Source organism: Pseudoalteromonas sp. SWYJZ98 (assembly GCF_015864495.1).
In the GTDB taxonomy this organism is placed as follows: domain Bacteria; phylum Pseudomonadota; class Gammaproteobacteria; order Enterobacterales; family Alteromonadaceae; genus Pseudoalteromonas; species Pseudoalteromonas distincta.
The window spans coordinates 1-26,247 of sequence record NZ_JADYXA010000011.1; the positions used below are offsets into that span (position 1 = coordinate 1).

At 38.8% G+C, this 26,247-nt stretch carries 23 protein-coding genes and 2 pseudogenes; 15 read left to right on the forward strand and 10 right to left on the reverse strand.

From position 1 onward, the window contains the following. Positions 1 to 188 precede the first annotated feature (188 nt). A complete protein-coding gene (locus I6F10_RS09220) occupies positions 189 to 1,367 on the reverse strand; it encodes an IS4 family transposase (protein ID WP_165745053.1) in 1,179 nt (392 codons plus the stop codon). A gap of 190 nt (positions 1,368 to 1,557) precedes the next feature. Continuing rightward, positions 1,558 to 1,755: a CsbD family protein gene (locus I6F10_RS09225; protein WP_002958133.1), complete on the reverse strand. Its 198-nt coding sequence runs from the start codon at positions 1,753 to 1,755 to the stop codon at positions 1,558 to 1,560. 276 nt (positions 1,756 to 2,031) lie between these two features. On the opposite strand from I6F10_RS09225, the gene I6F10_RS09230 reads away from it, so the two are divergent. The 6 genes and pseudogenes from I6F10_RS09230 to I6F10_RS09255 all read left to right on the forward strand — a co-directional run bounded on the left by I6F10_RS09230 (position 2,032) and on the right by I6F10_RS09255 (position 8,123). After that, positions 2,032 to 2,445 (forward strand): group II truncated hemoglobin, encoded by a 414-nt coding sequence (locus I6F10_RS09230; RefSeq protein ID WP_165744386.1) that lies wholly within the window; start codon positions 2,032 to 2,034, stop codon positions 2,443 to 2,445. Positions 2,446 to 2,556: 111 nt separating this feature from the next. After that, positions 2,557 to 2,739, forward strand: coding sequence for a hypothetical protein (locus tag I6F10_RS09235; protein ID WP_165744385.1), 183 nt, complete (start codon positions 2,557 to 2,559; stop codon positions 2,737 to 2,739). 80 nt (positions 2,740 to 2,819) lie between these two features. Further along, positions 2,820 to 5,246, forward strand: a complete 2,427-nt coding sequence (gene hrpB, locus I6F10_RS09240) for an ATP-dependent helicase HrpB (protein WP_197098739.1) — start codon at positions 2,820 to 2,822, stop codon at positions 5,244 to 5,246. Between the two features lie 91 nt (positions 5,247 to 5,337). Further along, positions 5,338 to 5,802, forward strand: a pseudogene (locus tag I6F10_RS09245) (nuclear transport factor 2 family protein). A gap of 15 nt (positions 5,803 to 5,817) precedes the next feature. Beyond that, entirely contained in the window at positions 5,818 to 6,162 is a 345-nt protein-coding gene (locus I6F10_RS09250; protein WP_165744382.1) for a hypothetical protein, read from the forward strand. Between the two features lie 395 nt (positions 6,163 to 6,557). Continuing rightward, positions 6,558 to 8,123, forward strand: a complete 1,566-nt coding sequence (locus tag I6F10_RS09255) for a diguanylate cyclase domain-containing protein (protein ID WP_231619913.1) — start codon at positions 6,558 to 6,560, stop codon at positions 8,121 to 8,123. A gap of 49 nt (positions 8,124 to 8,172) precedes the next feature. Here the strand turns inward: I6F10_RS09255 and I6F10_RS09260 are convergent, their stop codons facing one another. Then, positions 8,173 to 8,388: a hypothetical protein gene (locus I6F10_RS09260; RefSeq protein WP_002958138.1), complete on the reverse strand. Its 216-nt coding sequence runs from the start codon at positions 8,386 to 8,388 to the stop codon at positions 8,173 to 8,175. A 170-nt stretch (positions 8,389 to 8,558) separates the two neighbouring features. Here I6F10_RS09260 and I6F10_RS09265 point away from each other — a divergent pair, with 170 nt between their 5' ends. The 4 genes and pseudogenes from I6F10_RS09265 to I6F10_RS09280 all read left to right on the forward strand — a co-directional run bounded on the left by I6F10_RS09265 (position 8,559) and on the right by I6F10_RS09280 (position 13,003). Next, on the forward strand, positions 8,559 to 9,644 hold the full coding sequence (locus I6F10_RS09265; RefSeq protein ID WP_197098740.1) for a DUF1800 family protein: 1,086 nt from the start codon (positions 8,559 to 8,561) through the stop codon (positions 9,642 to 9,644). Between the two features lie 9 nt (positions 9,645 to 9,653). Continuing rightward, positions 9,654 to 10,993 (forward strand): annotated as a pseudogene (locus tag I6F10_RS09270) (DUF1501 domain-containing protein). Positions 10,994 to 11,099: 106 nt separating this feature from the next. Continuing rightward, entirely contained in the window at positions 11,100 to 11,813 is a 714-nt protein-coding gene (locus tag I6F10_RS09275) for a DUF1499 domain-containing protein (protein WP_197098741.1), read from the forward strand. 143 nt (positions 11,814 to 11,956) lie between these two features. Beyond that, positions 11,957 to 13,003: an NAD(P)-dependent alcohol dehydrogenase gene (locus I6F10_RS09280; protein WP_002958143.1), complete on the forward strand. Its 1,047-nt coding sequence runs from the start codon at positions 11,957 to 11,959 to the stop codon at positions 13,001 to 13,003. Between the two features lie 63 nt (positions 13,004 to 13,066). Here I6F10_RS09280 and I6F10_RS09285 read toward each other — a convergent pair whose 3' ends face one another. Then, positions 13,067 to 14,272 (reverse strand): MFS transporter, encoded by a 1,206-nt coding sequence (locus I6F10_RS09285; RefSeq protein WP_154903362.1) that lies wholly within the window; start codon positions 14,270 to 14,272, stop codon positions 13,067 to 13,069. 374 nt (positions 14,273 to 14,646) lie between these two features. On the opposite strand from I6F10_RS09285, the gene I6F10_RS09290 reads away from it, so the two are divergent. The 3 genes from I6F10_RS09290 (at position 14,647) to I6F10_RS09300 (ending at position 19,422) form a co-directional block, all read left to right on the forward strand. Next, positions 14,647 to 15,945, forward strand: coding sequence for a methyl-accepting chemotaxis protein (locus I6F10_RS09290; RefSeq protein ID WP_197098742.1), 1,299 nt, complete (start codon positions 14,647 to 14,649; stop codon positions 15,943 to 15,945). Positions 15,946 to 16,078: 133 nt separating this feature from the next. Beyond that, positions 16,079 to 18,244 carry a TonB-dependent receptor gene (locus I6F10_RS09295; protein WP_197098743.1) on the forward strand — a complete coding sequence of 722 codons (2,166 nt, stop codon included), beginning with the start codon at positions 16,079 to 16,081 and terminating at the stop codon, positions 18,242 to 18,244. A gap of 215 nt (positions 18,245 to 18,459) precedes the next feature. Further along, on the forward strand, positions 18,460 to 19,422 hold the full coding sequence (locus I6F10_RS09300) for a TDT family transporter (RefSeq protein WP_197098744.1): 963 nt from the start codon (positions 18,460 to 18,462) through the stop codon (positions 19,420 to 19,422). Between the two features lie 2 nt (positions 19,423 to 19,424). On the opposite strand, the gene I6F10_RS09305 is transcribed toward I6F10_RS09300, so the two are convergent. Beyond that, complete coding sequence (locus tag I6F10_RS09305; protein ID WP_165586726.1) at positions 19,425 to 19,583, reverse strand: DUF2986 domain-containing protein; 159 nt, start codon at positions 19,581 to 19,583, stop codon at positions 19,425 to 19,427. A 170-nt stretch (positions 19,584 to 19,753) separates the two neighbouring features. Here I6F10_RS09305 and I6F10_RS09310 point away from each other — a divergent pair, with 170 nt between their 5' ends. Next, positions 19,754 to 21,241 (forward strand): dipeptidase, encoded by a 1,488-nt coding sequence (locus tag I6F10_RS09310; protein WP_197098745.1) that lies wholly within the window; start codon positions 19,754 to 19,756, stop codon positions 21,239 to 21,241. 47 nt (positions 21,242 to 21,288) lie between these two features. Here the strand turns inward: I6F10_RS09310 and I6F10_RS09315 are convergent, their stop codons facing one another. Next, complete coding sequence (locus tag I6F10_RS09315) at positions 21,289 to 22,065, reverse strand: EAL domain-containing protein (protein WP_197098746.1); 777 nt, start codon at positions 22,063 to 22,065, stop codon at positions 21,289 to 21,291. Between the two features lie 219 nt (positions 22,066 to 22,284). On the opposite strand from I6F10_RS09315, the gene I6F10_RS09320 reads away from it, so the two are divergent. After that, complete coding sequence (locus I6F10_RS09320; protein WP_197098747.1) at positions 22,285 to 22,470, forward strand: 2TM domain-containing protein; 186 nt, start codon at positions 22,285 to 22,287, stop codon at positions 22,468 to 22,470. A gap of 98 nt (positions 22,471 to 22,568) precedes the next feature. Here I6F10_RS09320 and I6F10_RS09325 read toward each other — a convergent pair whose 3' ends face one another. The 4 genes from I6F10_RS09325 to I6F10_RS09340 form a co-directional block, all read right to left on the reverse strand. Continuing rightward, entirely contained in the window at positions 22,569 to 23,006 is a 438-nt protein-coding gene (locus I6F10_RS09325; RefSeq protein ID WP_024593544.1) for an OsmC family protein, read from the reverse strand. Positions 23,007 to 23,136: 130 nt separating this feature from the next. After that, positions 23,137 to 23,271: a DUF2256 domain-containing protein gene (locus tag I6F10_RS09330; protein WP_076916399.1), complete on the reverse strand. Its 135-nt coding sequence runs from the start codon at positions 23,269 to 23,271 to the stop codon at positions 23,137 to 23,139. Positions 23,272 to 23,273: 2 nt separating this feature from the next. Continuing rightward, complete coding sequence (locus I6F10_RS09335; RefSeq protein WP_197098748.1) at positions 23,274 to 24,803, reverse strand: cryptochrome/deoxyribodipyrimidine photo-lyase family protein; 1,530 nt, start codon at positions 24,801 to 24,803, stop codon at positions 23,274 to 23,276. A 445-nt stretch (positions 24,804 to 25,248) separates the two neighbouring features. Next, on the reverse strand, positions 25,249 to 26,241 hold the full coding sequence (locus I6F10_RS09340; RefSeq protein WP_002958156.1) for a carbohydrate kinase family protein: 993 nt from the start codon (positions 26,239 to 26,241) through the stop codon (positions 25,249 to 25,251). Positions 26,242 to 26,247 lie beyond the last annotated feature (6 nt).

Here is a 26,247-nt window from a genome sequence, read left to right on the forward strand (position 1 = left end):
GGCGGCGACAGTCACAGGGATATGGCCTAACCAGCTTAGTTTCTCTAGCAGTTCGATGGCTGTCATTCAGTATTTCTCGTCAGTATCTATAATGAGCCCAGGGAACATTCCAATACACTGGTCTTATTTAAGCTTCCAGCTAGACGAGAGGATAGAAGATATCCCCGATGGGCTGAGGGATCCCCACTTTATCCAGCGGCCTCTTTTTCGTAATTCAAAATAAAGTTTTTTAAACTTTTTTCTATATAGCTTTGTGTAATACGTCTCTTACATAGCTTTATGACTTGCTTGGCTAAGGTTAAAAATGAAAGAACTCGGCGATTCTTAACGCTATTTGCTTGAAATTTTATATGCCACTTTCTTTTTTCTGCTTCACACCCTATAAACCATAACGCAGTGCTCGCTATTGTGGCTATCAAGCATAATATTCCTATTCTATTTATGCCGGTGCTTTTACTAAAACGCCACGAAAAACCATATCTCAAACTTTTGTCATCGCGGAAATTTTGCTCTATTTGCATTCTTTTACTATATAAACCAACTACTCGCTTACTCGTCATTGTATTGTCTGATGTCGCGAGTAACCATGGCTCTTTAGCTAAGTTTTGATACATTTTTGTATCTTTCGTAAATCTGCTTTTTCCTTTTCTTCCTTTATTTTTTCCATGATATACGTGTAAAAATGCATCGCATGCTGTCGGGCTGGACTGAGTTAGTCGTGCTTGACCTAACGCCTTAGGTATATCGCTGGCACCAGCCCTAAGTTGTTTTAATGTATGCCATTGTGATTGCATGGCTAGTTTACACTTCATTGAGCCTCTTAATCGACCTATCATATGCCAACCAAGTTCGCGTACTTTACTATACCAAGGCGTAAGAAAGCCGCCGTCTGTTACAATATAGACACTAGGATGTCGTCCAAGCACTTCATAAAGTTCATCTAAAAACAGGCTGTTGGTTGCTGGGCTATCAAAATCCTTCTGCTCAACAATCATGTTATAAATCACGATAGAGCGCCCATCCACAAGTAAGCTTGCTCGCAGTAAGTGATAGTCGTGACCACAGGCACCGCTCCAGTCAACGGCAATTGCAAGCATGGGTAAAGAGTCAATAATAGGATGAGCTAATGCTTCATAGATAGCGACCCTTTCATTGTAGAGGTGAGTATTTTTTAAGAAGCGATCAACGCGTTTTATTTTATGTTTTACATCCACAGCGCCAGACAAATTTCTGCCGATTTCAGTTAAGGTAAGTTTATTGCCCGAAATTAATGCATTACTGCAGCTTAGTAATGTTTTTACTCTGGCATTATTGAATGGCGCTAATGCATGTTTAAAGTACTTATGGCAAACTGATGTCTCAGGCATAGCAGTTGTGACTTATGTGGGTTGTGGTGATTTACATAAGATCATAAATTGCTGTGCCTGTCACGTTTTGGGGATTCGTCAGCCCGATGGGTTAAGCCAAAACCATCTAAGTATCCCCATAAAAAGAAAGATGCCAGTCAGCTTAACTGACTGGCATTAGCCAAATGGCGTTTTTTTTAGAAGTTAGCGATTAGTGAGTTTTTTCAAACTCATCAACTTCACGCTCTGCTTCTTCTTTAGATTTACCATACTGCTGCTGGATTTTACCCACTAGCTCTGTACGGCTACCTTCAATTTTGTCTAAATCGTCGTCAGTAAGATCGCCCCATTTTTGTTGAGCCTTACCTTTAAGTTCGTTCCAATTACCTTTCATACGATCGCTGTTCATAAGTTTCTCCTTACTTAGATTTAATTAACGTTCAGTATAAAAGGAGCAAGGCGTGTACCAATGAATAATAATGATTTTATTGTTTTTATTATCAGTTGGTTATATTTTTATGTTGAGCGATTTTGTTTTTAATATTGCGCTATTTATTAAAAAATATACATAGCAGCCTGTAATTATTGCTGACATAAATCAGGCCGCTTTGATGTAACTCATTCTTAAATTTTTGTTTTAAGCTAATATGCAGGTATTAAACAAAGTAGTTAACCTGAGTGAGTTATGAATACAAAAACGTGTGAATACGGAGTGGGTGACTGCTCATACAAAATGGCAGGTGAGTTAGCAGGTATTACACAATTGGTGAATGCGTTTTACGACAATATGGACGCTTTAAAAGAGGCTGAAAATATAAGGAGTATGCATTCAAAAGACTTATCGGCATCGCGTAAAAAGCTTGCTTACTTTTTGTCGGGCTGGTTAGGTGGTCCTAAATTATACGCTGAACATTTTGGTAGTATTAACATACCTCAAGCGCATAAACATTTACATGTAGGAATTGAGCAAAGTGATGCATGGCTTTTATGCATGCAAAAAGCGGTTGATGAGCAACCTTACGAAGCCTCATTTAAAATTTACTTAATGGATCAATTACGAGTGCCTGCAGATCGAATTAGAATGGTATCTGGTAGTTAATATATGTGGAGTATTAAAGTTAGGGCTCTGGGTTTTTAAATATTTACTTTATTTCATTTAGAGTTATCATCGCGAATCGAGTTAAAAATCTTAAAAGGGATGGAATATAGAATGGAAAAAGTTGGCTTATTAGTAATGTTATCGTTTGTTTTTTTGTCGACAACAGCATCTGCTTCACCACTTATAAAGCAATGGGCTGGAACTGGCATGGATGCAGATAAATACTTTTGTGAATATGGTGATGGTGAAGTAAAGGTTATATACGGTAATCAAAATTGCCCATCATCAAACTAGTTTAAGATATTAAATATCAACCGCAGCGTCGCTGCGGTTTTTTGTTACAATGCACACAAAGCAATTTAGGGTAAATAGCTGTGCTGCCGGTTCAAGACATATATCAACAACTCGTTACTACATTACAAAGTAATCCTATTACGTTATTACAAGCGCCGCCTGGTGCGGGTAAGTCTACGTGGTTGCCGCTGCAACTAATGCGCGATGGGCATTTTAAACGTATTGTAATGCTAGAGCCTCGCCGTTTAGCTGCACGTAATATTGCCAGTTATTTAGCAAAGTGCCAAAACGAGAGTGTTGGGCAAAGTGTGGGCTTGCGGATTAGGGGCGAGAGTAAAGTAAGCGCTAATACGCGCCTCGAAATAGTCACCGAAGGCATGTTAACGCGCATGCTGCAAAACGACCCCGAATTAAGCGATATTGATTTACTGATATTTGATGAATTTCATGAACGTTCAATTGCAGCCGATACCTCACTTGCCTTTGCGCTCGAGACCCAAAGTGCGCTGCGTGAAGATTTAACCATTATGCTTATGTCGGCAACTCTTGATACTGAGCGTTATACAGCGTTTTTTGACTGCCCTGTAATTCAATCAAGCGGTCGCAGCTATCCAATAGACGAAGTATACATACCCATAAAAGAAGAAAGTCGCTGGCTTGATGCAATTCCTAACATAATAAAACAAGCACTTAATGAGCAAACAGGCAGCGCGTTGGTGTTTTTACCTGGGCAGTTTGAGATATTACGCGTGCAACAAGCACTGAGCGATTTACCCAGTAACTGCCAAGTTGCAACGCTATTTGGCGAGCAAGATAAAGCTAATCAGCAAACTGCTATTGCTCCTGCACCAAACGGCATGCGCAAAGTAGTGCTTACCACCAATGTAGCCGAAACTAGTTTAACTATTGAAGGTATACGCATTGTAATTGATAGCGGCAAGCGCCGTGCAGCCACCTTTAATTTAAAAACAGGGGTTACAGAGCTCACAACACAAAGTATATCGCGCTCGTCTGCTGTGCAGCGCGCTGGGCGTGCAGGGCGAATAGAGCCGGGCATTGTTTATCGAATTGGCTCAAAGCAAACCTTTGAGCGACGTAATAGTCACGACAATCCCGAAATACTCACATCAGACATAAGCCAACTTATGCTTGAGGCAAAGCAATGGGGAGCCAGTATTGATGAGCTAACCTTGCTCGATAAGCCCACTGAGCAGCAATGCGAGCAAGCAAGTAATCTGCTTAACATGCTAGAAGCTATTAATAGCAAGGGTAAGCTCACACCGCTTGGCAGTAAAATGTTAGGGTTTGGTGCTGATATTCGTTTGGCGCATATGCTATTAAAAGCACAAATACTTGATGACCAACTCTCTGGTATTTTTAGGCTCGCTATTTATTTAGTGGCATTACTTGAGAGCCGAGTAAATAGTGCAAACGAGTTGAGTTTAGCGCTACATAGCCAACAGCAACGTCCGCATCCGGTATTTAAACAACAGTTAAAATATTGGCAAAGCCGCTTAAAAGTAAAAGACGAAAACAGCGAATTAAATACGCATTATATAAGTTTGCTGGTGGCATTGGCATACCCCGATCGCATCGCTAAAAAACGTGGTAATGGTTATTTACTTGCCAATGGTGCTGGTGCTGAGTTAAATGTCGATTACTGGCACAACGACGATTACTTAGCCATAGCAACCATGGGCGGGCACAAAGGTGGGCGTATATTTGCAGCCACCGCACTTAACCCATTTGAGTTACAAGAATTTTTACCGCATTTATTTAGTGAACTTACTCGTTGTGAGTTTGATGAAAAATCAGCGCGCTTTATTCATCAAGATGAAGTGAAACTCGGGGCTATAACGCTCAGCAGCCAGCCTAGTAAACAAAAACTAGATAAGAGCGAGCGTGCTAAAGCGTGGCTTAGCTTATTTACTAAACACGGTTTTGCTTTATTTAATGAGCAACCTGATGCGCAACAATTGCTGATACGTATGAGCCTAGCAAGTAATTTAATGCCCGATAAATTCCCGCAAATAAACGAGCAACAACTTATTCAAAATGCAGCGCAGTGGCTAGGCGTGTTTTTAGAAGATATTAAAACGCTCACGCAGCTTAAAAAGTTTAACTACTTTGAAGCATTACAAAACTGTTTTGATTGGCAACAACAAACCGCGTTAAAAGCATTGTTACCACTGCGCTTAACGGTACCAAGTGGCTCAAATATAAAAATAGAATACCAGCTTGATGGCCCCGCAAAGCTAAGCGTGCGTATGCAAGAGGTTTACGGCTTGACCAGTACGCCTATGCTTGCCAACGGTAAATTGCCATTGCTTATGGATCTGCTATCGCCAGGTAAACGTTCATTGCAACTTACTCAAGATTTAGCCCACTTTTGGGCTAGCAGTTACCGCGATGTGCAAAAGGAAATGAAAGGCCGCTACCCTAAACATTTTTGGCCAGACGACCCAGCCAACAGCGTTGCAACAAATAGAGTAAAGAGCAAAATGTAGGTGTTAATTTACTTAAAACTGATTTTGTTTGATTATTGAACTTACTAAGGTAATGTACCTATAAAATATTTTTAACTACAGGGAATAATCAATGAGGTTACTTTTAACGTTAGGTTTGGCTCTAGTAACTGCTTTTTCGGCTTATGCTTAAAAGCCACTCGACTTAAATGCATTTGCGCAGCAATACTATAAAACAATGACCGCAACACAAGCACCTAACGCAGGTGCTAAAGAGCTTGAGGCTTATCTTGCATTGTTAACCGATGATATTGGTAATCAGCATATTCCGTATCAACCGGATGACTCACGTACTCCTGATGGCAAAGAGCAGATGCGCAAAGGTATGAGTTTTTACTTAGGTGCGCACACGTTGTTTGAAAGCACACTGCTTAATACATTTGTGTTTAATGATACAGGCTTTGCTATTCGTTATAAGAGTCATGCAAAGGGCATTCACCCGCAAAGTAAGCAGCCAATAGAATACACCTCCACAATGATGGAAGTAATAGAACTTGAAAACGGTAAAGTGGCGATGATACGCAAGTATCACGAATAAAAAATAAGGATATATATGAAACATTTACTGATCGCACTATCAATATTAATGCTTAGTGCATGCGCTAGTACAAAAAGTGATTTTAGATTTGATGGTTCTACACCTGAGTCAACTCAGGCGGGAGTTCATAAAGTTTTAAAGACATTAAAATCTCAAGATGTAATGCGCTTTATAGGCGCCTTAATTGCAATTCAATTTTCTGATGTGCAAAGCGCAGAAGATGTTTTAGGCGACCCAACCATGATGAATGAAATGAATTATTTTATTATTGGTAAAAAAATTGATGGCTTAAATTATTATGAAGTACTGGATCTTGCGAGTTCATCTTCGTCGAAAGTGGAAGTTTCGGTAGCGAAATAGTTTCAGCTTTTTGTATTACATTAAATGTGTAATACCAATTCGCAATAATACTTAATCATTTTGCGAGGCTAAACGTGTCGCTACCTGCGTTAAAAAATTCTCATTTAGAACAACTAAATAGCTAATTTTTTGCCTAGCTATCAACACGTTTTTCCGCCCTCACAATAGACCACTTAATTAAGCGAATTGGTATAATTTTATGTCTATATTAAATATATTATTGAAAGTGCTAACGTTTTAACGCTATAAAACTTAATAGTAAGCTTTGTTTATACCTGCTCATGAATTTATACTACGCTTTAGTAAGAAGCTAATTATTTATAATTTAGATGCAGAAGTCTAAAACATAAAACGTAAGCTACTTTGACTTAATTCTACACGATTAGATAGAGACTATGACATTAAGATTTTTTGTAATAATAGGTACTTTGATTTTAATGTGCTTTGTAACGAGTTTATTAGTTGGGTACCGCTATTTTTTTAGCCTGCCGACTATAAATACTAGTATTGAAGATTATCAAAATCGTGAATTACTGAGTCTTAATATTGCGCTTGATAGAGAGTTTATATTTTTAGAAACACTCAATTATGACTACGCCGTATGGGATGACACCTATGATTATATGGCTGATTTTGAAGCAGAATATGTAGATTCAAACTTTGTAGGGGATACCTTCTATTCTCTCAAAATTGATGGTGTGTTTATCTACGATGTAAACTTTAATATGGTTTACGGACAAGCGTATGATTATATGAAGCATACGGAGTTTGATGCGCCTGATTTAGATTTACAGGTTAATAAATTAAACCGCGCAATTATTCCTAATCCAAAAGCTGCTAATGAAGACAGTAGTTTAAGCCATTCTGGTTTTTTACAAACAGCGGGCGGCCCTATCATGTTTGCATCGCATGTAATAAAGCGAACAGATAAAACAGGTGAGCCTGTTGGTAGTATTGTTTTTATAAAAAAAGTAAGACCGTCGTTGATCAAATCCTTAGCGGAAATTGCACAAGTGGAGCTTAGCTATACACAAATAGCACACGGTAGTTCTTTAAACGATATTGCGACGCTTAAAGGGAGCCTCCAAGAAGAGGACATTGCCACTCAAAGGAAGAGGGTGATTCTAGATGTAAATGGTAAGCCATTGCTTGCTTTGAACGTTAAGCACCATCACCAAACACTGCCAGTTTTATTTGATGATTATTTAAAGCTTATTTTGTTAATGTTTTTTGTAATGTCATTATTAGGTTTTTATATTGTAAATCGTTATTTTATTGAACCGCTTATTAGTGGTGCGTCCGCTATTAATTCAATGTTGGTTAAAAACGATTTACAGCCTTTGAGGTTCACTAATCAATTTTTAGAAATGCGCGTTTTAATTAGCGGTTTTAATGCGTTAATTAAACAAGTAAAAGAGCAAAATTTTAAGCTCGAAAAAATAAGTAAAATTGATGGGTTAACCCAAATTTACAACAGGCGTGCCTTTGATGAAATTATAGCGGCGCAATGGGAGCAGGCTCAACAGCAACAAAATGCCTTTGGAGTAATATTACTTGATGTAGATCACTTTAAAAATTATAACGATTTTTATGGTCACCAAGGTGGAGACAACGCTTTACAGCTCCTAGCATGTAAATTACAACAAATGGCAAAGCAAAACACAGGAACAGTTGCGCGCTATGGCGGCGAAGAGTTCATATTATTCTTTAAAGAGCTTTCTTATGAAGAGTTTGTAGATATATCTCAGCAATTGCTTTTGGCGGTTCGGGAGTTAAATTTACCTCATGAAGCGTCGCCTGTACGTAAATATTTAACAATTAGTGCTGGGTGTGTATTTGCTACAAAAGAAACCTTAAGTGGTAATAATGTGTCTATCCAATCACTAATTAAAGAAGCTGACATAATGCTCTACGAAGCGAAAAACTCAGGTAGAGATAAAACATCAATCAAATCTATATAATTTAAGTCAATTATTAAAGATGCATCAGCTGTTTTTTATTATAAAACGCTTAAACCTCTTTCCCGCCATGGCTCTGCGCTAGGTCATCAAGTTCGGCGCAAGTGTAATCAAAACCACTTTCGTCGTATTCGTATGTCACTTTTACACTATCGCCGCCATTAAAAAGTCGTGTTTTTACATCGTTAACCGGCCAGTCTTTGAGCTCGTGTAAAAATCGGTTAGCAACTTGTGATGATTCAAAACAATAGCGAATTTCTGTTTTCATAAATAATAAAGCTCTGGCTGTTTACCCCTGCAGCTAGTGCATTATTAATGGGGCGTTCATGATTCGGTTACAAAAAATAAAGAATTAAATTGTCAATTTTGTGTTTCAATAAATGCATTAAACTCGGTACACACTAACGTACTTTAATTAACAAATGATGACGACTTTACATGCATTATAAATTTGCTCTTATCGCAAGCTCGGTTTTTATACTAAGCGCTTGCGGTGGTTCAGGCTCCGATGATACGCCAACCGTTAACGGAAATAAAATCCCCATTTTGTCAGTCGCTGATATTCCTAGTGAATTAAGTAAAGGCCAAACAATCGAGCTAACAGCAACAGCCAGTGATAAAGACGGCACTATTACATCTGTTGTGTGGCAACAAACGCAAGGGCCTGAACTAATTAGTGCGCCTTTAGAGGCAACAACTACTTCAGTAACACTGCTAAATGCGCAAAGTTATAAGCCTGTTGATTACGCTTTTTCGGTCACTGCAACCGATAACGAAGGGGCAAGCAGTGTAAAAACGCTAAGCTTTACTGCACGTAATAGTATGGATGACATTAGCGCCGCACGGTTACTACACCAAGCAACAATGGGACCTAAGCTTAGTGAAATACAAAACGCACAAGGTTTAAGCGAGCAGCAATGGCTTGATAAGCAAATAGCGCTACCTATTAATTATCACCGTGATTATTTAGTAAAGTTAAATGACGATGACGACTTTAAATACATAAGCCGCATAGACGCATGGTGGAAGGCAGTAATGCAAAGTGACGATCAACTTCGTCAACGTGTTGCATTTGCGTTAAGTGAAATATTAGTAGTGTCGGATGAAAACAGTGCCTTAAGAGGGCAACCTGAGGGCATGATCACTTATTACGATTTGTTACTAAAGCATGCCTTTGGTAATTATCGTGACTTACTCGAAGATGTCACGCTTTCGCCTCTGATTGGCACCATGAACGCGCTTTACGCAAGTTTAGTGTGGAGTACCGCTGAAGCACACAGTGATTTAAATTCAAATGGTATTTATGTTTATATTCAAGACGACATGAATGTGTTAGAGAAAAACGGTGTTAGTGCGCTATTAACTCAGTACAACACGCTATATTTTGCAGGCGCAATGAGCAGTGACACACGCCAAGCATTACTTGATTTAGATGCCTACTTTAATGAAGAGCAATACCGTGAACGGGTTTCGTATTTATTATATATGATTGCTATTTCACCTGAATTTAACGTGCAGTATTAGGAGCGCATAATGAGCATTAATAGAAGAGAGTTTTTGTCTTTATGTGTAAAGGCAGCGTATCGACTGCCGCGTTAACGAGCCTGCAATTACAAGCATTAACTGGAGCGACTAATGCCGTTGAGCTAGGTGATTATAAAGCATTAGTGTGTGTGTATTTATACGGGGGGAATGATTCGTTAAATATGCTCGTTCCGCTTGAAGGCGAGCAACGGAGTTTGTACGAGCAAAGCAGGCAAAACCTAGCGGTAGAAAGCCCACTTGAGCTAAGCATTAAAAGCCAGTTTGCCGGTGGAGTAGGTATTCATCCTTCACTTGAACCGATACAAAATGTGTTTGAATCTCAAAATTTAGCATTTATAGGCGGGGTAGGTACTTTACTCGCTCCCACAACATTGAATGACTATAAAAATAAAACAATAGGTTTGCCTAAGCATTTGTTTTCGCATAACGATCAGCAAGCTGCGTGGATGTATGGTCGAGAAAAACAATCACTTAATAGCGGGTGGGGCGCACGACTTTTAGAGCGTTTAGAGTTACAAGATGAGTTTGCAGCTAATGTATCACTCGACGGTACTAATTTATGGCAAACGGGAAGTGCTAGCAATGCATTTGCGCTTAACAAAAGCGGCATTAGTAGTATTAACGCGTTTGGAGGGTATCAACCTCGTAGCGAGCACGTAACCGCTATTATGAACCGCTTACTAGGCAATACGAGCCATCCGTTAAGTACAGCTTATGCCAATGGCTTAACAAGTGCGATAAATAACACTCAAGCAATGAACAGCGCGTTAGAAAGCGCGCCTGCACTTATTACCCCATTTAGCGATAATAGCCTTAGTGAGCAATTTGCCGCAGTCGCTAAAACAATTAGCGTACAGGCAAAGTTGAGTACTCAACGCCAAGTGTTTTTTGTTTCTATGGGGGGGTATGATACCCACGACAACCAATTAACAACGCACCCTGCTTTATTAAATACGTTAGCTCAAGGGTTAAGTGAATTTGATAGTGCGATGAAAGAGCTTGATATGGCTGATAAAGTGACTACGTTTACTATGTCTGATTTTGGTCGCACGTTGACCTCAAATGGCGATGGCACTGACCATGGTTGGGCAGGGAACCAAATAGTAATGGGCGGCGCAGTAAAAGGCGGCAATATATATGGCGAGCTATTAACTCAACATTTGGATGGCCCACAAGATACCGGTGGCGGTCGTTTAATTCCAAGTGTTGCTAATGAACAGTACTTTGCCACATTGGCTCAGTGGTTTGGTGTGCCAAGCTCTGAGCTTGTTGATATTTTTCCAAACTTGAGTAACTTTGATCACACAACATTGGGCTTTTTTGTGTAATTAGTCGCTAATAGTAATCTAAAAGCACTTGTTAGTAGTATAAGCTACTGGTTAATAGTGCTTAATTGTTTTAATAATAAAAATCACACAATATAGGAATCATAAAATGAAAGTTTTAGTGAGCTTAGTTAGTCTAATCGCTTTTTTACTCGTCATACTGCCAGGGCCTTTGTATAAATTTGGTATTGTAGAGCTAGGAACTGCGTTTGCTGGTTTTAAATTTGGTGTTTACGCTGGTGGCGCTGCATTGGTGCTACTTATAATACAAGCGTTATTTATGCGTAAAACGTTAACGCTAAGCAGTGGTGTTATTGCGCTTGTGTTTTCGGTTGTGGCTATTGCTATGCCACTTAACATGATGAACAAAGCTAAAAGCGTACCGGCAATTCATGATATTTCAACAGATTTAGTTAACCCACCAAAATTTGTAGCAATTGCGCCACTGCGTGCTGAAGCACCAAATCCAGTAGAGTACGCGGGTGAAGAAACGGCAGTACAGCAACGCAAAGCATACCCTGAACTGGCAACGTTAAGCTTTGCACAATCTAAAGCCGATTTGATGGCAGCAAGCGAACAAGCAGTTAAAAATCTTGGTTTTGCAGTGGTAAGTGCAAACACGGCTACAGGTATTGTAGAAGCTACAGATACAACCATATGGTTTGGTTTTAAAGACGATGTGGTAATTCGTATTAAAGATGAAGGCAGCCAACGTTTTGTTGATATTCGTAGTAAATCGCGAGTAGGGCGTAGTGATTTAGGAAAAAATGCAGAGCGCATTCATTCAATTATTAATGAACTAAACAGCTTACTTGCAAAATAATTAAATTTAGCGCCCTAGTACTAACGATTGAGCCCAAACACTGTTTGGGCTTTTTTTGTGCCTATTTTATATTGTCAGGTTCTATTCACGGGCTATGGACTATGCTGTTGATGATTTTAATTTTTAACCACTATGGAGTTATTATGAAAACAGTAGGATATGCAGCAAAAAGCCAAGGTTCTGAATTGACAGAGTTTTCTTTTGAGCGCCGCGATTTACGAAATAACGATGTAGAAATTGAAATTTTATACTGTGGTGTGTGCCATTCAGATTTACACGCCGTACGAAATGATTGGGGTGGCAGTGACTATCCGCTAGTACCTGGGCACGAAATTGTTGGTAAAGTTATGTCGGTAGGTAGCGACGTTAAAAAATATAAGCAAGGCGACACAGTTGCTGTGGGTTGTATGGTTGATTCGTGCCAAAGTTGCGATCAATGCGATAACGACGAAGAACAATTTTGCCGCGAAGGCATGGTTGGTACTTACGCAGGCAAAGACCGCGTTAGTGGTGAAATGACCCAAGGTGGGTATTCTAAACATGTTGTTGTACGCGAAGAGTTTGTACTTTCTGTACCAGAAAATTTAGACCTTTCACGCGTTGCACCGCTACTTTGTGCAGGTATTACTACGTATTCGCCACTTCATAAGTGGGGTGTAAAAAAAGGTAGCCGTGTTGGTGTTGTTGGTCTAGGTGGGCTTGGTCACATGGCCGTTAAAAATGCAGTTGCAATGGGCGCAAGCGTTACGGTAATTGGTCGTAGTGAGTCTAAAAAAGATGATGCGGTTAAATTGGGTGCTCAGCACTACTTAGTGTCATCTAATGATGACGAAATGAAAGACTCGCAATCAGCCTTTGACGTGATTATAGATACAGTCCCTGTAAAACATGATTTATCTATTTACACACCGCTACTTGATGTAGATGGTACATTAGTTATTGTTGGCCAAGTTGGTCCAGTGGATGAGCTAAGCACGGTGCCACTGTTAATGGGTCGCCGTCGTATTGCAGGCTCACTTATTGGTGGCATTGCACAGACGCAACAAATGCTCGACTTTTGTGGTGAAAATAACGTGCTACCTGAGTGCGAAATGATCAACATTGACGAAATTAACACGGCATACGAGCGTATGGAAAAATCTGACGTACGATACCGTTTTGTTATTGATATGGCATCGTTAAACGCTTAATTTCACCTAAAAAGAGCCGCTAATTAGCGGCTCTTTTTGTATTTTAAATTAACCAGGACTCAGTTAATTAGTTGCTTGCGCTGTTGGTTGCTGTTTGTTTAGTTGTAAGTAACTTAATAGCCACATACCCAAACCACCTAAAAACAATGCAGCTGCTACGTAACCTGTTTGATTAGGTGCGGCACCTTGCGCTATTGCAATTCCGCCAACCCAAGGGCCTATAGCATTGGCTGTATTAAATGCGCACTGTACTAAGGCACCAATCATAGCGTGGCCTTCGGGCGCAACGTCCATTAAAAGCGTTTGAATCAGCGTAGCCAAGCCCACACTGCAACCAATAAAGAAGATCACCGCGTAAAGAGCCCAAATATTATGGCTTGCCGTTACATATGCAAAGGCAAATACAATAGTACATACAAGCGCAAGGCCAGTCGTTTTAATTGCTGATTTATCGGCAGCTTTACCCAGTACATAGTTACCGAGTGTACAACCGATACCAAACATTACCATTGCGATAGAAATAGTATACGGGGCTGTTTTTGTTACCACTAATATGGTGTCGGCAATGTAAGTATAAATACAAAACACTCCGCCAAAGCCAATAATTACAATACCCAAAATGGACCAAACCAGTTTATTTTTAAGTACGCCAAACTCGTTTAGTAAGTTAGAAGGCTTAGCGTTATCGATATTAGGCACTACTTTATAAACAAAAACAAAAGCAATAAAGGCCAGTACTGCAGCGCCAGCTAAACAATAACGCCAACTTAAATTTTGACCTACAAGTGTAACTATAGGCACGCCAACAATAGTAGCCACAGTTAAACCCATAAACACCTTAGACATAAAGCTAGCACGCTTACCTTTTGGGGCAATATCTGATGCTAATAAAATAGCAGCACCAAAATATGCACCATGAGGTAAGCCACTTAAAAATCTAAATATTACAAGCTGCTCAAGCGATGTTGCCATCGCGCTTAACCCGTTTGAGATAAACATTAAGCTTATAAAAATGAGCAATGCTTTACGCTTTCTCATATTAGCTGTAGTGAGCATTAAAATAGGGGCGCCAACTACAACACCAATGGCATAAGCACTAATTGCGTAACCACTTTGTGAGGGCGTTGAGCCAAATGTTTCGCTAATTAGTGGCAGCATAGGCATCATCGAAAACTCAGATAATCCTAAAATAAATGTGCCAAGTGCTAATACGAGTAAAATAGCGGTTCTGTTAAGTTGACTAGATGCCGACGTTACATCTGATGTCATAGATGATCCCTTAAGATTTAATTTTAAAAGTGAAACAGCGCAATAAATTCTGAATAGAAAATATTATATGTATGCTTAAATTTTGGTGTGAGAGGGTAGTCTGTGAAAGTGCTATTTTAAGTTAAAAAAAGTACAGAGTCATGCATAAATTAGTGTTTTTGTTAGGTTTTTAAAATATTAATTAGAAGAAAATACTACTTAAAATTCATAAAATAAAAAAACTATTTATAAAGCAGGCGCCTGTAAGGTATTAAATATTAGCTGAAAGGCTATTTAAAGCTTATATTTACAGTATAGTTACATATTGATATTACATTAATTTGCTAATTTTAGGTCAACAACCCTAGTGCTAATTTACTCCTTAAGGTTTTTATATGTTTGGTATTTCTAAAAAAAACGCAAAAATTGAAGAAATGGAGCTTCAATTAATTCAAAAGCAGTCTGTTTTATCTGCAATTAATAAGCATGTGGCTTATATAGAGTTTACCCCTGAAGGAATAATATTAGACGCAAACCAGTTGTTTTTAAAAACTATTGGTTACAGTAAAGAGCAAATAATTGGTAAGCATCATCGTATGTTTTGCGAAAGTGAGTATGCAAGCTCAAACGAATACAGCAAGTTTTGGCAAGCATTAAAGGCAGGTGACTCTAAAGCAGGATCGTTTTTAAGATACAAAGCGAATGGTGATAAGCTTTGGCTTGAAGCAACTTACTTCCCGGTTGAAGAGCACGGCGTAGTTACTAAGGTTATTAAAATAGCCTCTGATATTACGGCTAGTTACATACAACGAAAGGCACAAGAAGCTATCGCTAGTGCACTTGATAAAGCATTAGCTACGATAGAGTTTACTCCTGAAGGAAATATTTTAAGCGCAAACCAAAACTTTTTAACAACAATCGGGTATAGCTTAAAAGATATTGTAGGTAAGCATCATAAAATGTTTTGTACTGAAGTATTTTATGAGAAAAATCCGCGCTTTTGGAATGAATTAGCGCAGGGGCAGTTTAAGTCAGGAAAATTTAAACGTATTGCCGCCGATGGTTCAGAAATTTGGCTAGAAGCTACTTATAATCCAATATTAGATAGCAAAGGTAGTGTAATTAAAATAATTAAGTTTGCATCAAATATTACCGATCGAATTAATAATAACAGTGCAGTAACTGAAGCTGCTGCAATAGCGTATAAATCGGCGGTAGCTACTGCGCAGACCGCTAAGAAAGGCTCTGAAATACTACAAAGCTCTGTTGCAAACTCCGATGCCATTGTAAGCCAAGTACTTAAGTCAGTTGATTTAATTAAAAATCTTAATGAACAATCAGCTGTTATAGGCTCCATTGTTTCTACAATTAGCAGCATTGCTGATCAAACTAATTTACTAGCACTAAATGCTGCTATTGAAGCTGCTCGTGCTGGTGAATACGGCCGTGGTTTTGCTGTAGTAGCTGATGAAGTAAGACAACTTGCAGCCAGTACGAGTAGTTCAACTAATGAAATAGCGACCGTTGTTAAAAATAACCAAGAGCTCACTAATGATATATCAAGACAAATAACGTCGGTTTCAGACTCTTCAGAGCAAGGCCGGGAGCTTATTGCGAATGTATCTGAGGTCATTAAAGAGATTGAACGCGGAGCAGATATTGTTTCTCAAACGGTCGCTAAGTTAAATACTTAATTTATTATATGACCTTTTAGATTAAACACACCTAACAACATTCTTAATTGATTAAGTGCGACAATATGTCGCGCTTTTGCTTTTGCAGTTCACACTATAATTACGCCAATTATTACAGTGGCATAAATTAACAATGGTTTATAAAAGCAAAACTCAAAAAACTTACTTACTTTCCCCTGTCGCACTTTTTATTAGCGGTGTGCTATCTCCTTTTGCATTTGCCGACGATACGCCTTTAGAAGTAATTGAAGTACACGGACATGCTCAAAATAAGCATTTAGCACTTGGTTCGTCAGAATCGTTATTAAGTGATTTAGGTGTCGATTTTTCAGCCGCGGGCGGCGTATCTAACCTCCCTATTTTAAATGGTTTAATGGGCGACAGAGTTAAAGTGTTAATTGATGGCGCAGATGTTACCGCTGCATGCGCTAATCACATGAACCCGCCACTTTCGTATATTTCGGCTAATCAAATTACGTCTTACAATGTGGTTGCAGGCGTGTCGGCTGTAAGCGCGGGCGGCGATAATATTGCCGGTGTTATAAGCGTAAATTCTATTTCACCACAGTATAGCGATAAAAGTGAATTAGATTGGCACTCAGGTTATGTGTCAGCAAAGTACAGTAGCGTTGATAACGGACGTAAACTTGGTGTAGGCGCTCGTTTAGCAACCGACACGTTTAGCCTTAATTATCAGGGCTCGTTTAGTGACGCAGATAGTTATGAAGATGGTAACGGTGATGCAGTGCTTGATACGTTGTATCGCTCACAAAATCATAGCTTAACCGCAGCTATGCGCGATGATAAACAGCAATTAGTGATAAAGCTAACACATCAAAAAATCCCGTATCAGGGATTTGCAAATCAGTATATGGATATGACCGATAACACCAGTTTCGGTGCAATAGCTCAATACAAACGCTCCTTTGAAAACAGCGAGCTTGAAGGGCAAGTTAACTGGCATAGCGTAAAGCACGAAATGGGTTTTTTCAGTGAAGAAAAAACAGGCATGATGCGAATGAAAACCGATGCACAAGATATAAGTACGCAGCTTAAATGGCGTATTGCCCTTGATAAAAACAGCAGTATTTTACTCGGTCAAGAATATTACAATTACAGCATTGATGATTGGTGGCCAGGTATCGAAGGCTCAACCATGATGGGACCAAACGATTACGTAAATATAAATAACGGCAAACGAGAGCGCATAACGGCATTTGCTGAATACGAGAGCCAAATAAATACAAAACTGTGGTTAAACGCAGGCGTACGTATTGAAAGTGTTAATACCCAAGTAGGTGAGGTTCAGCCTTACAACGATGGTATGAGCATGATGGATATGGACGATATGAGCGACATGGATAGTATGGAAACTATGACCATGAGCGATATGTCTACAGATAACACTATTGCTGCACAGAACTTTAATGCTGGCGACAGAGATAAAACAGACACTGTAGTTGACGCTAATTTATTAATTAACTACCAAATAACAAATAATGATGAGCTACAATTTGGCCTTGCCCGCAAAAACCGCGCCCCTAATTTATATGAGCGATACAGTTGGGGTGTAAGTACTATGGCAACCACCATGATTGGTTGGTATGGCGATGGTAATGGTTATATTGGTAACCCTGATTTAGACGTTGAAACAGCGCATACAATAAGTGCTACTTATATTAAATCGGCTAAAGATGATGGTTGGCGATTAAGCACCAATGTTTGGTATACAGATGTGAGTGACTATATTGATGCTGATAGTGTAAGAAGCTTCAATAGTTATGACTTGGACAATACTGCGCGTAACATTTTTCAGTTTACTAATGTAGATGCGACTTTGTATGGTGCAAAAATAGAGTTAACAGCCAATATTTATGAATCTAAAAATTTAGGCAACTGGCAGCTACACGCTAATGTTACTAATACCAGAGGTAAGCGCGACGATACTAACCAACCGCTTTACCAAATTAAACCACTGGAAACCCAGCTAAGTATTAGTCAGCAAATAGGTAGATTTGAAAATGCGTTATCTTGGCAGTGGGTAGATACTAAAAGCCGTGTAGATAATAATCGTTTTGAAAACCAAACAGACAGCTACAGCTTGGTTAATTTAAGCTCTAAAGCCACATGGGATGCATTAACGCTAAGCGCAGAAGTGAGTAACGTGTTTGATGAGTACTACCAACTCCCATTAGGTGGCGTAAGCATTGCAGCACTTAAACAAGATAGCAGCAACGGGTTTGAACAACTTGCAAGACAGGGGCGCTCATTTAATATAAGTGCTAGCTATGCGTTTTAATTAACCTCATATTCAAATTTAAAATAAAGCAAAAGCCATAACCATGTTATGGCTTTTTTGCGCTTTAATAATTAAGCCGTAAGCTTATTTTTTATGAAATATTTGTACGCAAAAAGCGTTCTATTAAGCACGCTTATACTAATTTCACAGCGTTATTTTAAGGCAGTGCAGTAAAAAGCAATAACTTGTTCATCACCCAATGATTAGGAAATACAGTGTTTAAGCAATTTAAAAATAAAGTGATGGGTGCGCCAACAGCTATGGCCGATTTAGCTTTGGGTATTGCTAGTATGGGGTGGGCATGGGAAAATGTTTTTAACTTAAATAATCACGGGCAATTTTTGGGAGCGCTACTCGCCTCTGTATTAATTTTACTTTTAGCAGCCAAGTTTTTACTGCACCCTCATTTATTAAAAGCCGATTTAGCACACCCAGTTGCAGGAAGTGTGATCCCTACATTTGCTATGGCTAACCTTGTTATTTCAAACTCAGTTGGGCAATTTAACCCATTAGTTGGCGACATTATGTGGGTTTTAGCTTTTGTGTTGCATCTCATATTTTTGGTGAGCTTTTTATACCAGCGAGCAAAAAAGTTTAATTTTGAAGATATGGCGCCCAGTTGGTTTGTGCCACCAGTGGGGATAATTATTGCAGATATTACTTTTTCGGGAAATCCAACATTAGCGTGGTTAGCTTATAGTGCTTTAGTTATTGGTATATCAACGTACGCTATAATGCTGCCAATTATGTTTTATCGTTTTTTATTAGCATTAAAAAGTGACTACGAAATACAGCCAACACTTGCCATTTTAGCTGCGCCTGCCAGTTTAACATTAGCGGGGTATTTTCATATTGTAGCTAATCCATCACTTGTTATAGTGGGGGCATTATTTATATTAGCGATAATAAAAACACTGATTGTTTATGTGTTATTTATAAAGTTATTACGCAGACCTTTTACGCCGAGCTACGCCGCTTTTACATTTCCAATGGTTATTGGAGCAACTGCATTATTTAAAATGGCTGATTGGATGCAAAGTATAAACCTCGCAATACCATTTATTGATACAGTTGATTACTTAGCTACGTTTGAACTTATAGTTGCCACGGCAGTGGTATGTTATGTAAGTGGTCGGTACTTTTGCCACTTTAAATTATCAAAGCAACAGGTAACGTAAAGCTACTCTTGGATTACCTGTGGCTCATTACTTTCTTGTTCAGCTAGTTTTTCGCGCTCAGCTTTTGATACATAAGACGGTTTGTTGCTTTTATGCAATTTAGCGTTAGTGCGTTTATCTTTCTTTTGAAATTTAGTGACGATTTTTTTACGACGGTTCACAATTAAAGACCCTGTTAATGTTAAGTCGCGGATTATACAGTCATCCTCATAAAAGCTGCTATATAAATATTTACCTTAAGTTACCTGTGTGCCTGCCACAAATTGCTATATGTAAGCCTCCCATAGCGTTATAATTAATGTTCTTAGTTATTAATTAAATGGGAATTGTTTTGAAAAAATTAGCTTTAGCCAGTATTGCTTTATTTGCGTTTGGTGCTCATGCGCAGTTAAACAAAAATATTGATAGCGTTGCCGATTACGCAGTAAATACCTACAAAAATGCTCAAATACACACACTAACTAACTTAGTGGCTTTTCCAACCGTTAATAAAAACGACATTAGCGCTCCTCAAAATCCCGATTTTATTGGCTTTAAAGCACTTTTAAAAATGAAAGCCGCAGAGCTTGGTTTCGACTATCAAGATTTAGGCTACACCGTATTAATTGGTATGGGCGAGCAAAGCGAAAAAGTAACGGTAGTAACCCATGGCGACGTGCAACCTGCTAATGCTAGCAAATGGAAACAAAGCCCTTTTATTATTGATACGTCTGAACCGGGTAAATTAGTTGGTCGTGGTACTGAGGATGATAAAGGTGCAATAGCGACAGCGCTTTACGCCATGAAGGCAATTAAAGATAAAGGCATAACGCTTAATAACCGTATTGAGCTGATGATTTATCTTGCTGAGGAGTCTGATTGGGAACCGCTTACTAAATTCATGAAAACGTATGAGCAACCAAAATATGCAGTAACGATTGATGCATCATACCCTGTAGTGGTTGCCGAGAAAGGTTGGAGCTTAATTGCACCTACTTTTAATGCAACATCACCACAGACGGGTTTATATGTAAGCGATGTAACTGGCGGTGCGTTTAGAAGTCAAATTCCAGAAGATGCAAGCTTAGTTCTGCACAATGCAGGCGCGGCACTTATTAATACATTAAAAGCAAAAGCTAAAACATTAAATAAAGTTGAATTTAACTTTAGTGAAAAAAGTAATGGCTTAGCAATAAGCGTTAAAGGTATGTCGGCGCATTCATCTGAGCCGGAGTCGGGTATAAATGCCATTGCTTATTTAGCTGAGTTATTTAAAGGTGTGGAGCTTGAAAATAACAGTGACGGCGAGCTAATCGACTTTGTGAATCAGTTAATTGGTTTAGACATTCACGGTAAACAATTTGGCGAAATAGCTTACAAGCACGACTTTATGGGCCCAATGACAGTGGCACCAACAGTTATTGAGCGCGATGGTAATGCGCTAACACTCGCTGTAAATGCACGTCGCCCAATGGGTAAAGACGAAGCTGTATTACAAAAGCAAATTGATGATGCACTCGCTAATTGGCAAGCTACTAACAATGTAACACTTGCTAACATAGAAACAATTATTGGCACACCGATGCTACTTGATGGCGCGCCGCATGCGCAAAAGCTGCTTGATATTTTCAAGCATTTTACGGGCGACGAAAAAGCTGACTTTGTATCAATAGGTGGTGGCACTAACGCAAAGCTGTTTGATAATGCGGTATCGTTTGGCCCTTCAATGCCAGGTAAGCGCTACACAGGTCATTCAGAGCATGAATTTATGACACTTGAGCAACTTGAACTGAATTTACGTATGTACACAGCAATGATGATAGAGCTTGGTAATATGTAGTTTAAACGTACTTAGACTCAATAAGGTTTAATAATAGGTGTTGAGTACTAATCAGCACCTATGTCCTTAAAATTTACCTCAGGCAAGTTTTCAAAGCTTGGTTTGGCAAATAAATACCCTTGCATAAGTTCAACACCTGCGTTTTTAAGCCATGTATATTCTTCTACTGTTTCAATCCCTTCAGCCAGTGCGGTAATATTTAAATCGCGAAACATATTTAAGCAATGAGTTACTATTAATTGGCGTTTTTTGTCGTTGTTAATATCGCGTATTAGCGCCATATCCAGCTTGATAATATCTGTTTGAAAGTCAGCCAGTAGATTTAAACCAGAATAACCTGCACCAAAGTCATCAGTGGCGGTTTTAAATCCGAGAGACTGATAGTAATCAACAACGCGCTTTATGTGTGCGGTGTCTTCTATTTTTTCTACTTCAGTAAATTCAAACATAATATTTTGAATTGGGAAGTTATATTTTTTTGCAGCGTCTAGTGTAGTGCGTATACATCGCTCTGGTTTATAAATAGCATTAGGTAAAAAGTTAATGCTTAGCATTGATGTTATGCCAAGCTTTGCGGCTAATTGAATGGCTTTGATGCGGCAAAGCTGATCAAATGCATAGCGGTTGTCTTCATTCACTTTTGAAATGATTGAATAAGCAGACTCGCCATTTAAACCTCTAACCAATGCCTCATATCCATAAATTAGGCGAGTTTTACAGTTTATAATCGGTTGAAAAGCCATTGAAAAATCAAATTCGAGATCGTTAGCGTCAGCACAGTTACTACACGTAACTTTTTCACAATCTTTTGATTTTTCGCTCATTTAGCTCATCCACTTATGTTTATTTGTTTAGGTTAGTTGAGATTAGATTCTAACACAAATAGATTAAAGTATTGTTTTTTTATGTTTTTATACATAATAAATAACTATGTAATTAAATGAAAAGTGATGACTAATGTCAGACCACTTAGTGACATTTAGCAGGTGTGTATGTTGCTTATTAAAACAATAATAGCGACATACATTACTTGGAGAATATAAATGAAAAATACAGTGACATTAGGTAAAAAAATTAAAGCATATTTACTTATTTTAACTTTGCTAAGCGTTATAAATTTACTAACTTCGCCTAGTTATATATGGGTAGTATGGCCAGCAATTGGGATGGAAATAGGGCTTGTAGTAAGTACTTTGAGTAGGAATGAATCTAGAGATATTTCTTTATAATAAGCAAGCCAAGTAATTACTTACTTGGCTTTTTTAGTAAGGGACTGTCTACATAGTTAAATCTAAATAGTTAAATTTAAATAATTAAGTCTAAATATTTAAAATGCTGATTGAAGAGTCGCATCTAGTGATATTTCGGTATTTAAGAGTTTTGAAATAGGGCAGCTCTTTTTAGTTTGCTCACATAAAGCTTGAAACTGCTCATTTTGAATATCATCAATACGCGCTTTTACCTCAAGGGCAATATGCGTCACCGAAAAACCGTCATCTACTTCATCAAGGCTTACAGTGGCTTTAGTATCAATTTTATCTGCGGTAAAGCCTGCATCACCTAATGCAAGTGAAAGCGCCATACTAAAACATGCACTATGCGCTGCACCTACTAATTCTTCAGGGTTTGAGCCTGCCTCATCTTCAAAGCGGGTATTAAAACCATATGGTTGTTTATTAAGCGCGCCACTTTGAGTTGATATGCTACCTTTGCCTGTTTTAATGTCGCCAGACCATGTTGAACTTGCCGTTTTTTTAATCGTCATCATCTTCTCCTTGCTTGAGTGTAAGCTTTTCAGGTTATCTAAGCCTTATTTACAAAATAAGCTTATATAAAGCCTTAAAAGCACTAATTACTGATGATGCTGCAAAATAGACGCCAGTTAATTATTACTCTTATTTATTACGCCTGCAGCGCTCTGAACAGAAAATAACGTTATCCCAGTCGCGCTGCCATTTTTTACGCCATGTAAAAGGTTTATTACAAATAGGACATATTTTTTGAGGTAAGTTTAGTTTTTTGTGTGCCATGCTTACTTAGCCTTGCTGTTACTTTTAGTATCCGTTTTACTTTTTGTTCGAGTAACTTTTTGAGTACCCCCAACGTGCTTTTTAAGAATCCTCCCTATGGCGCGTTTAACATCGGCTCGCTCACGGTATTGCCATAAGCGTTCGCGTGCTTCTTTTGAGGCTGCTGTTAAATCAAGCATCGGTTCGGGATAATCCTCCCCTAGCTTAAAGTCGTTAAAGAGTGCTTCCATTGGAGTTTGCTCCCAAGGCTGATGTAAATATTCAATAGGGAGTTTTTCAAGCTCGGGGCACCACTTTTTAATAAACGAACCTGTTGGGTCTTGATCTTCTGATTGTTTAATTGGGTTGTAGTGCCTGATGGTGTTAATGCCTGTTACCGAGGCTTGCATTTGAATTTGCGGATAGTGAATTCCGGGCTCAAAATCTAAAAAGTAATTAGCGAGAGGAAAGCTTGCTTGCTGCCAGCTTATATTTAAATGATGCGTTACAAAGCTTACAAGCATGGCGCGCATTCTAAAGTTTATATAGCCGGTGGCTTTTAAGCAGCGCATGCAAGCGTCAATAATGGGAATACCTGTTTGACCTTGCGCCCAGCGTTCAATATCGTTTTTAACATGTTCATCATCGCGATACGGAAATACATGGTAGCCTGGATTAAGGGCTAAAAATTCCATAGAGCACTCGCTCTCAAACTTTTGCATAAAATGGCAGTGCCAATGCAAGCGCGATACAAACGCTGCTAGTGGGCGTTTCCAGCCTCTTTTATCAGGGTGTTTTGAATGATATTCATCAATGGCCATTTGATACACTTGCCTAAGGCTAATATTCCCCCACGCTAAGTACGGCGAAAGTCGGGAGCAATGAGTTTGGCTTAAACTTGGGCTCGATATTCCTTTTTGATAACCTTTACCGCGCTCGGCAAAAAAGCTCTGCATTACAGTTCGCGCATGCAGCGGGCCACCTTGTTGAAAGCTGTCGTGATCTTGCGTGTAAGCGCTTGGTAGCTCAGGTGTTTGGTAGTTATTGAGGGTAATTGTTTTTATACTCTTCCAATTAGGAACAGCAATAGGTGCTTGCATTGTTTGCTGCCAGCGTTCGTTCCAATTATTACGATTTTTTTTGCCGCGAATAATCGCGCCTGTTTGCGACTCTTGCCAGTTAATATGGTTATGCTGGCACCATGCTTTTATTGCCTTATCGCGCTCAAAGGTGTTGTTTAAGCCTATTTCTTGATGGCTAAAAATATTAACTATTTCAAACTGCGTCTTTATCGACTCAAGTAAATCGCTCATATTTAAATTAAATATATAAACACAGGCGTTAAAACGCGCTAGTTGCTTGTTTAACTCAACTATTGATTGATACACAAAGCGCCAGTGCCGCTCATTGTAGTGTGCATCTTCGAGCAGTAATGGCTCAAAGTTATAAAGTAACAGGGTCGGTAAGCCATTACTAAATGCATTTTTTAATGGTTGATGATCGCTAAGACGTAAATCACGTTTAAACCACACGATGTTTATTTTTTCTTTCATACTGGCAATATTAAAACCGTGGCATTATAAATAATAAGACAAAACCAATACGTATTAAATGTAAAAGAAGACTAGTGTAAAAACGATTTTGATATAGGCAACTCATGTTAAGGTGATACTAAAATGAGTCGCCAATAAAAGAAGTATTATAAATAGGGAGAATTACCGCGATACTTAAGCAATTTTGGCACTTGCAGTCATGTGAGAGTACACCTATTAAAGCTTCACCAATTGCAACTACTTCCATTGTCTTTTCCTAAAACTTGCGGGGGTATCGCTTTGTATGACGATACCCTCAGTTAGGGTGAAATTAAAAACGCTTACCAATAGTAAAGCTAAAGACACGAGATAAGACAACGCGCGCATTAAATATAGTTGATTGATCTGCTACCGTTTCACCTGAGTGAAACTTCCCTCTAATAAGTTTCCTGAGTTATTTAGGTTTTTAACATCGACACGAAGATTTAAGGGTACTCGCCGAGATATCATGGAATGTAGGTAGGGCATCAAAGGCTCCAAACGTTGCTACTGTTTTGGCTCCGCACTTAGTAGCAAAGTCGATAGCCTTTGAAACGTTAGTAAAGTTACTTGCCCAGTCAGTAAATTCTGTTTTATTACTCACTAGCGAAGATATTTGATATAAAAAACCACCTACAAACGCATCGCCTGCAGCTGTGGTATCCACAACATATGCCTGAGGGCAAGGATAAGTACCACTAAATGAGCTAGATGAAAAAGTAATAGGCTCGCCACCATCGGTCATTAAAACTAAAGCTACGCCACTATCTACCCAACTTCTAATGGTGGTATCAATATGCTCTATTCCATAAAGCGAGATCAGCTCATCTTTACTCGCTTTAATAACATCAACTGTTTTAGCAACATCCTCAATAACAGATTTAGCTGTGAGTGGTTCATCCCAGAAGGCTGAACGAAAGTTAATGTCAAAGCATGTAACTGAGCCTGATTCTTTAAAGTGTTTTAGCGCATGTAAGGTTGTATTTAATACTAAAGGTTTTGCAAAAGAGCCTGAACAAAAACTCACAATTTTAGGTGTTGAAAATAAAGAGGGCTCTAAATCGGTTATTTGTAAATCGTAATGTGCAGCATCTTTATCGTAAAATTCAAATGTACGTTCACCGTTTTCATCCAACGATACGAACGCGAGTGCCGTCTTCCCTTTTTTTGAAAAGCCAACATAAGATGTGTTTACATTATACATTTTGAGTGCATTTATTAAAAAGCGACCAAATTTATCATTGCCTACTTTACCAAGCAAATAACTTGAACCACCAAGCTTTGCTACGGCTACAGCAACATTAGCGGGTGCGCCTCCGGCAAACTGTGTGAAGTCTAGTTCGCTATTTGATGCCTTATTGTGCATGCAGTCATGTGAGAGTATATCTATTAAAGCTTCACCAATTGCAACTACTTCCATTATATT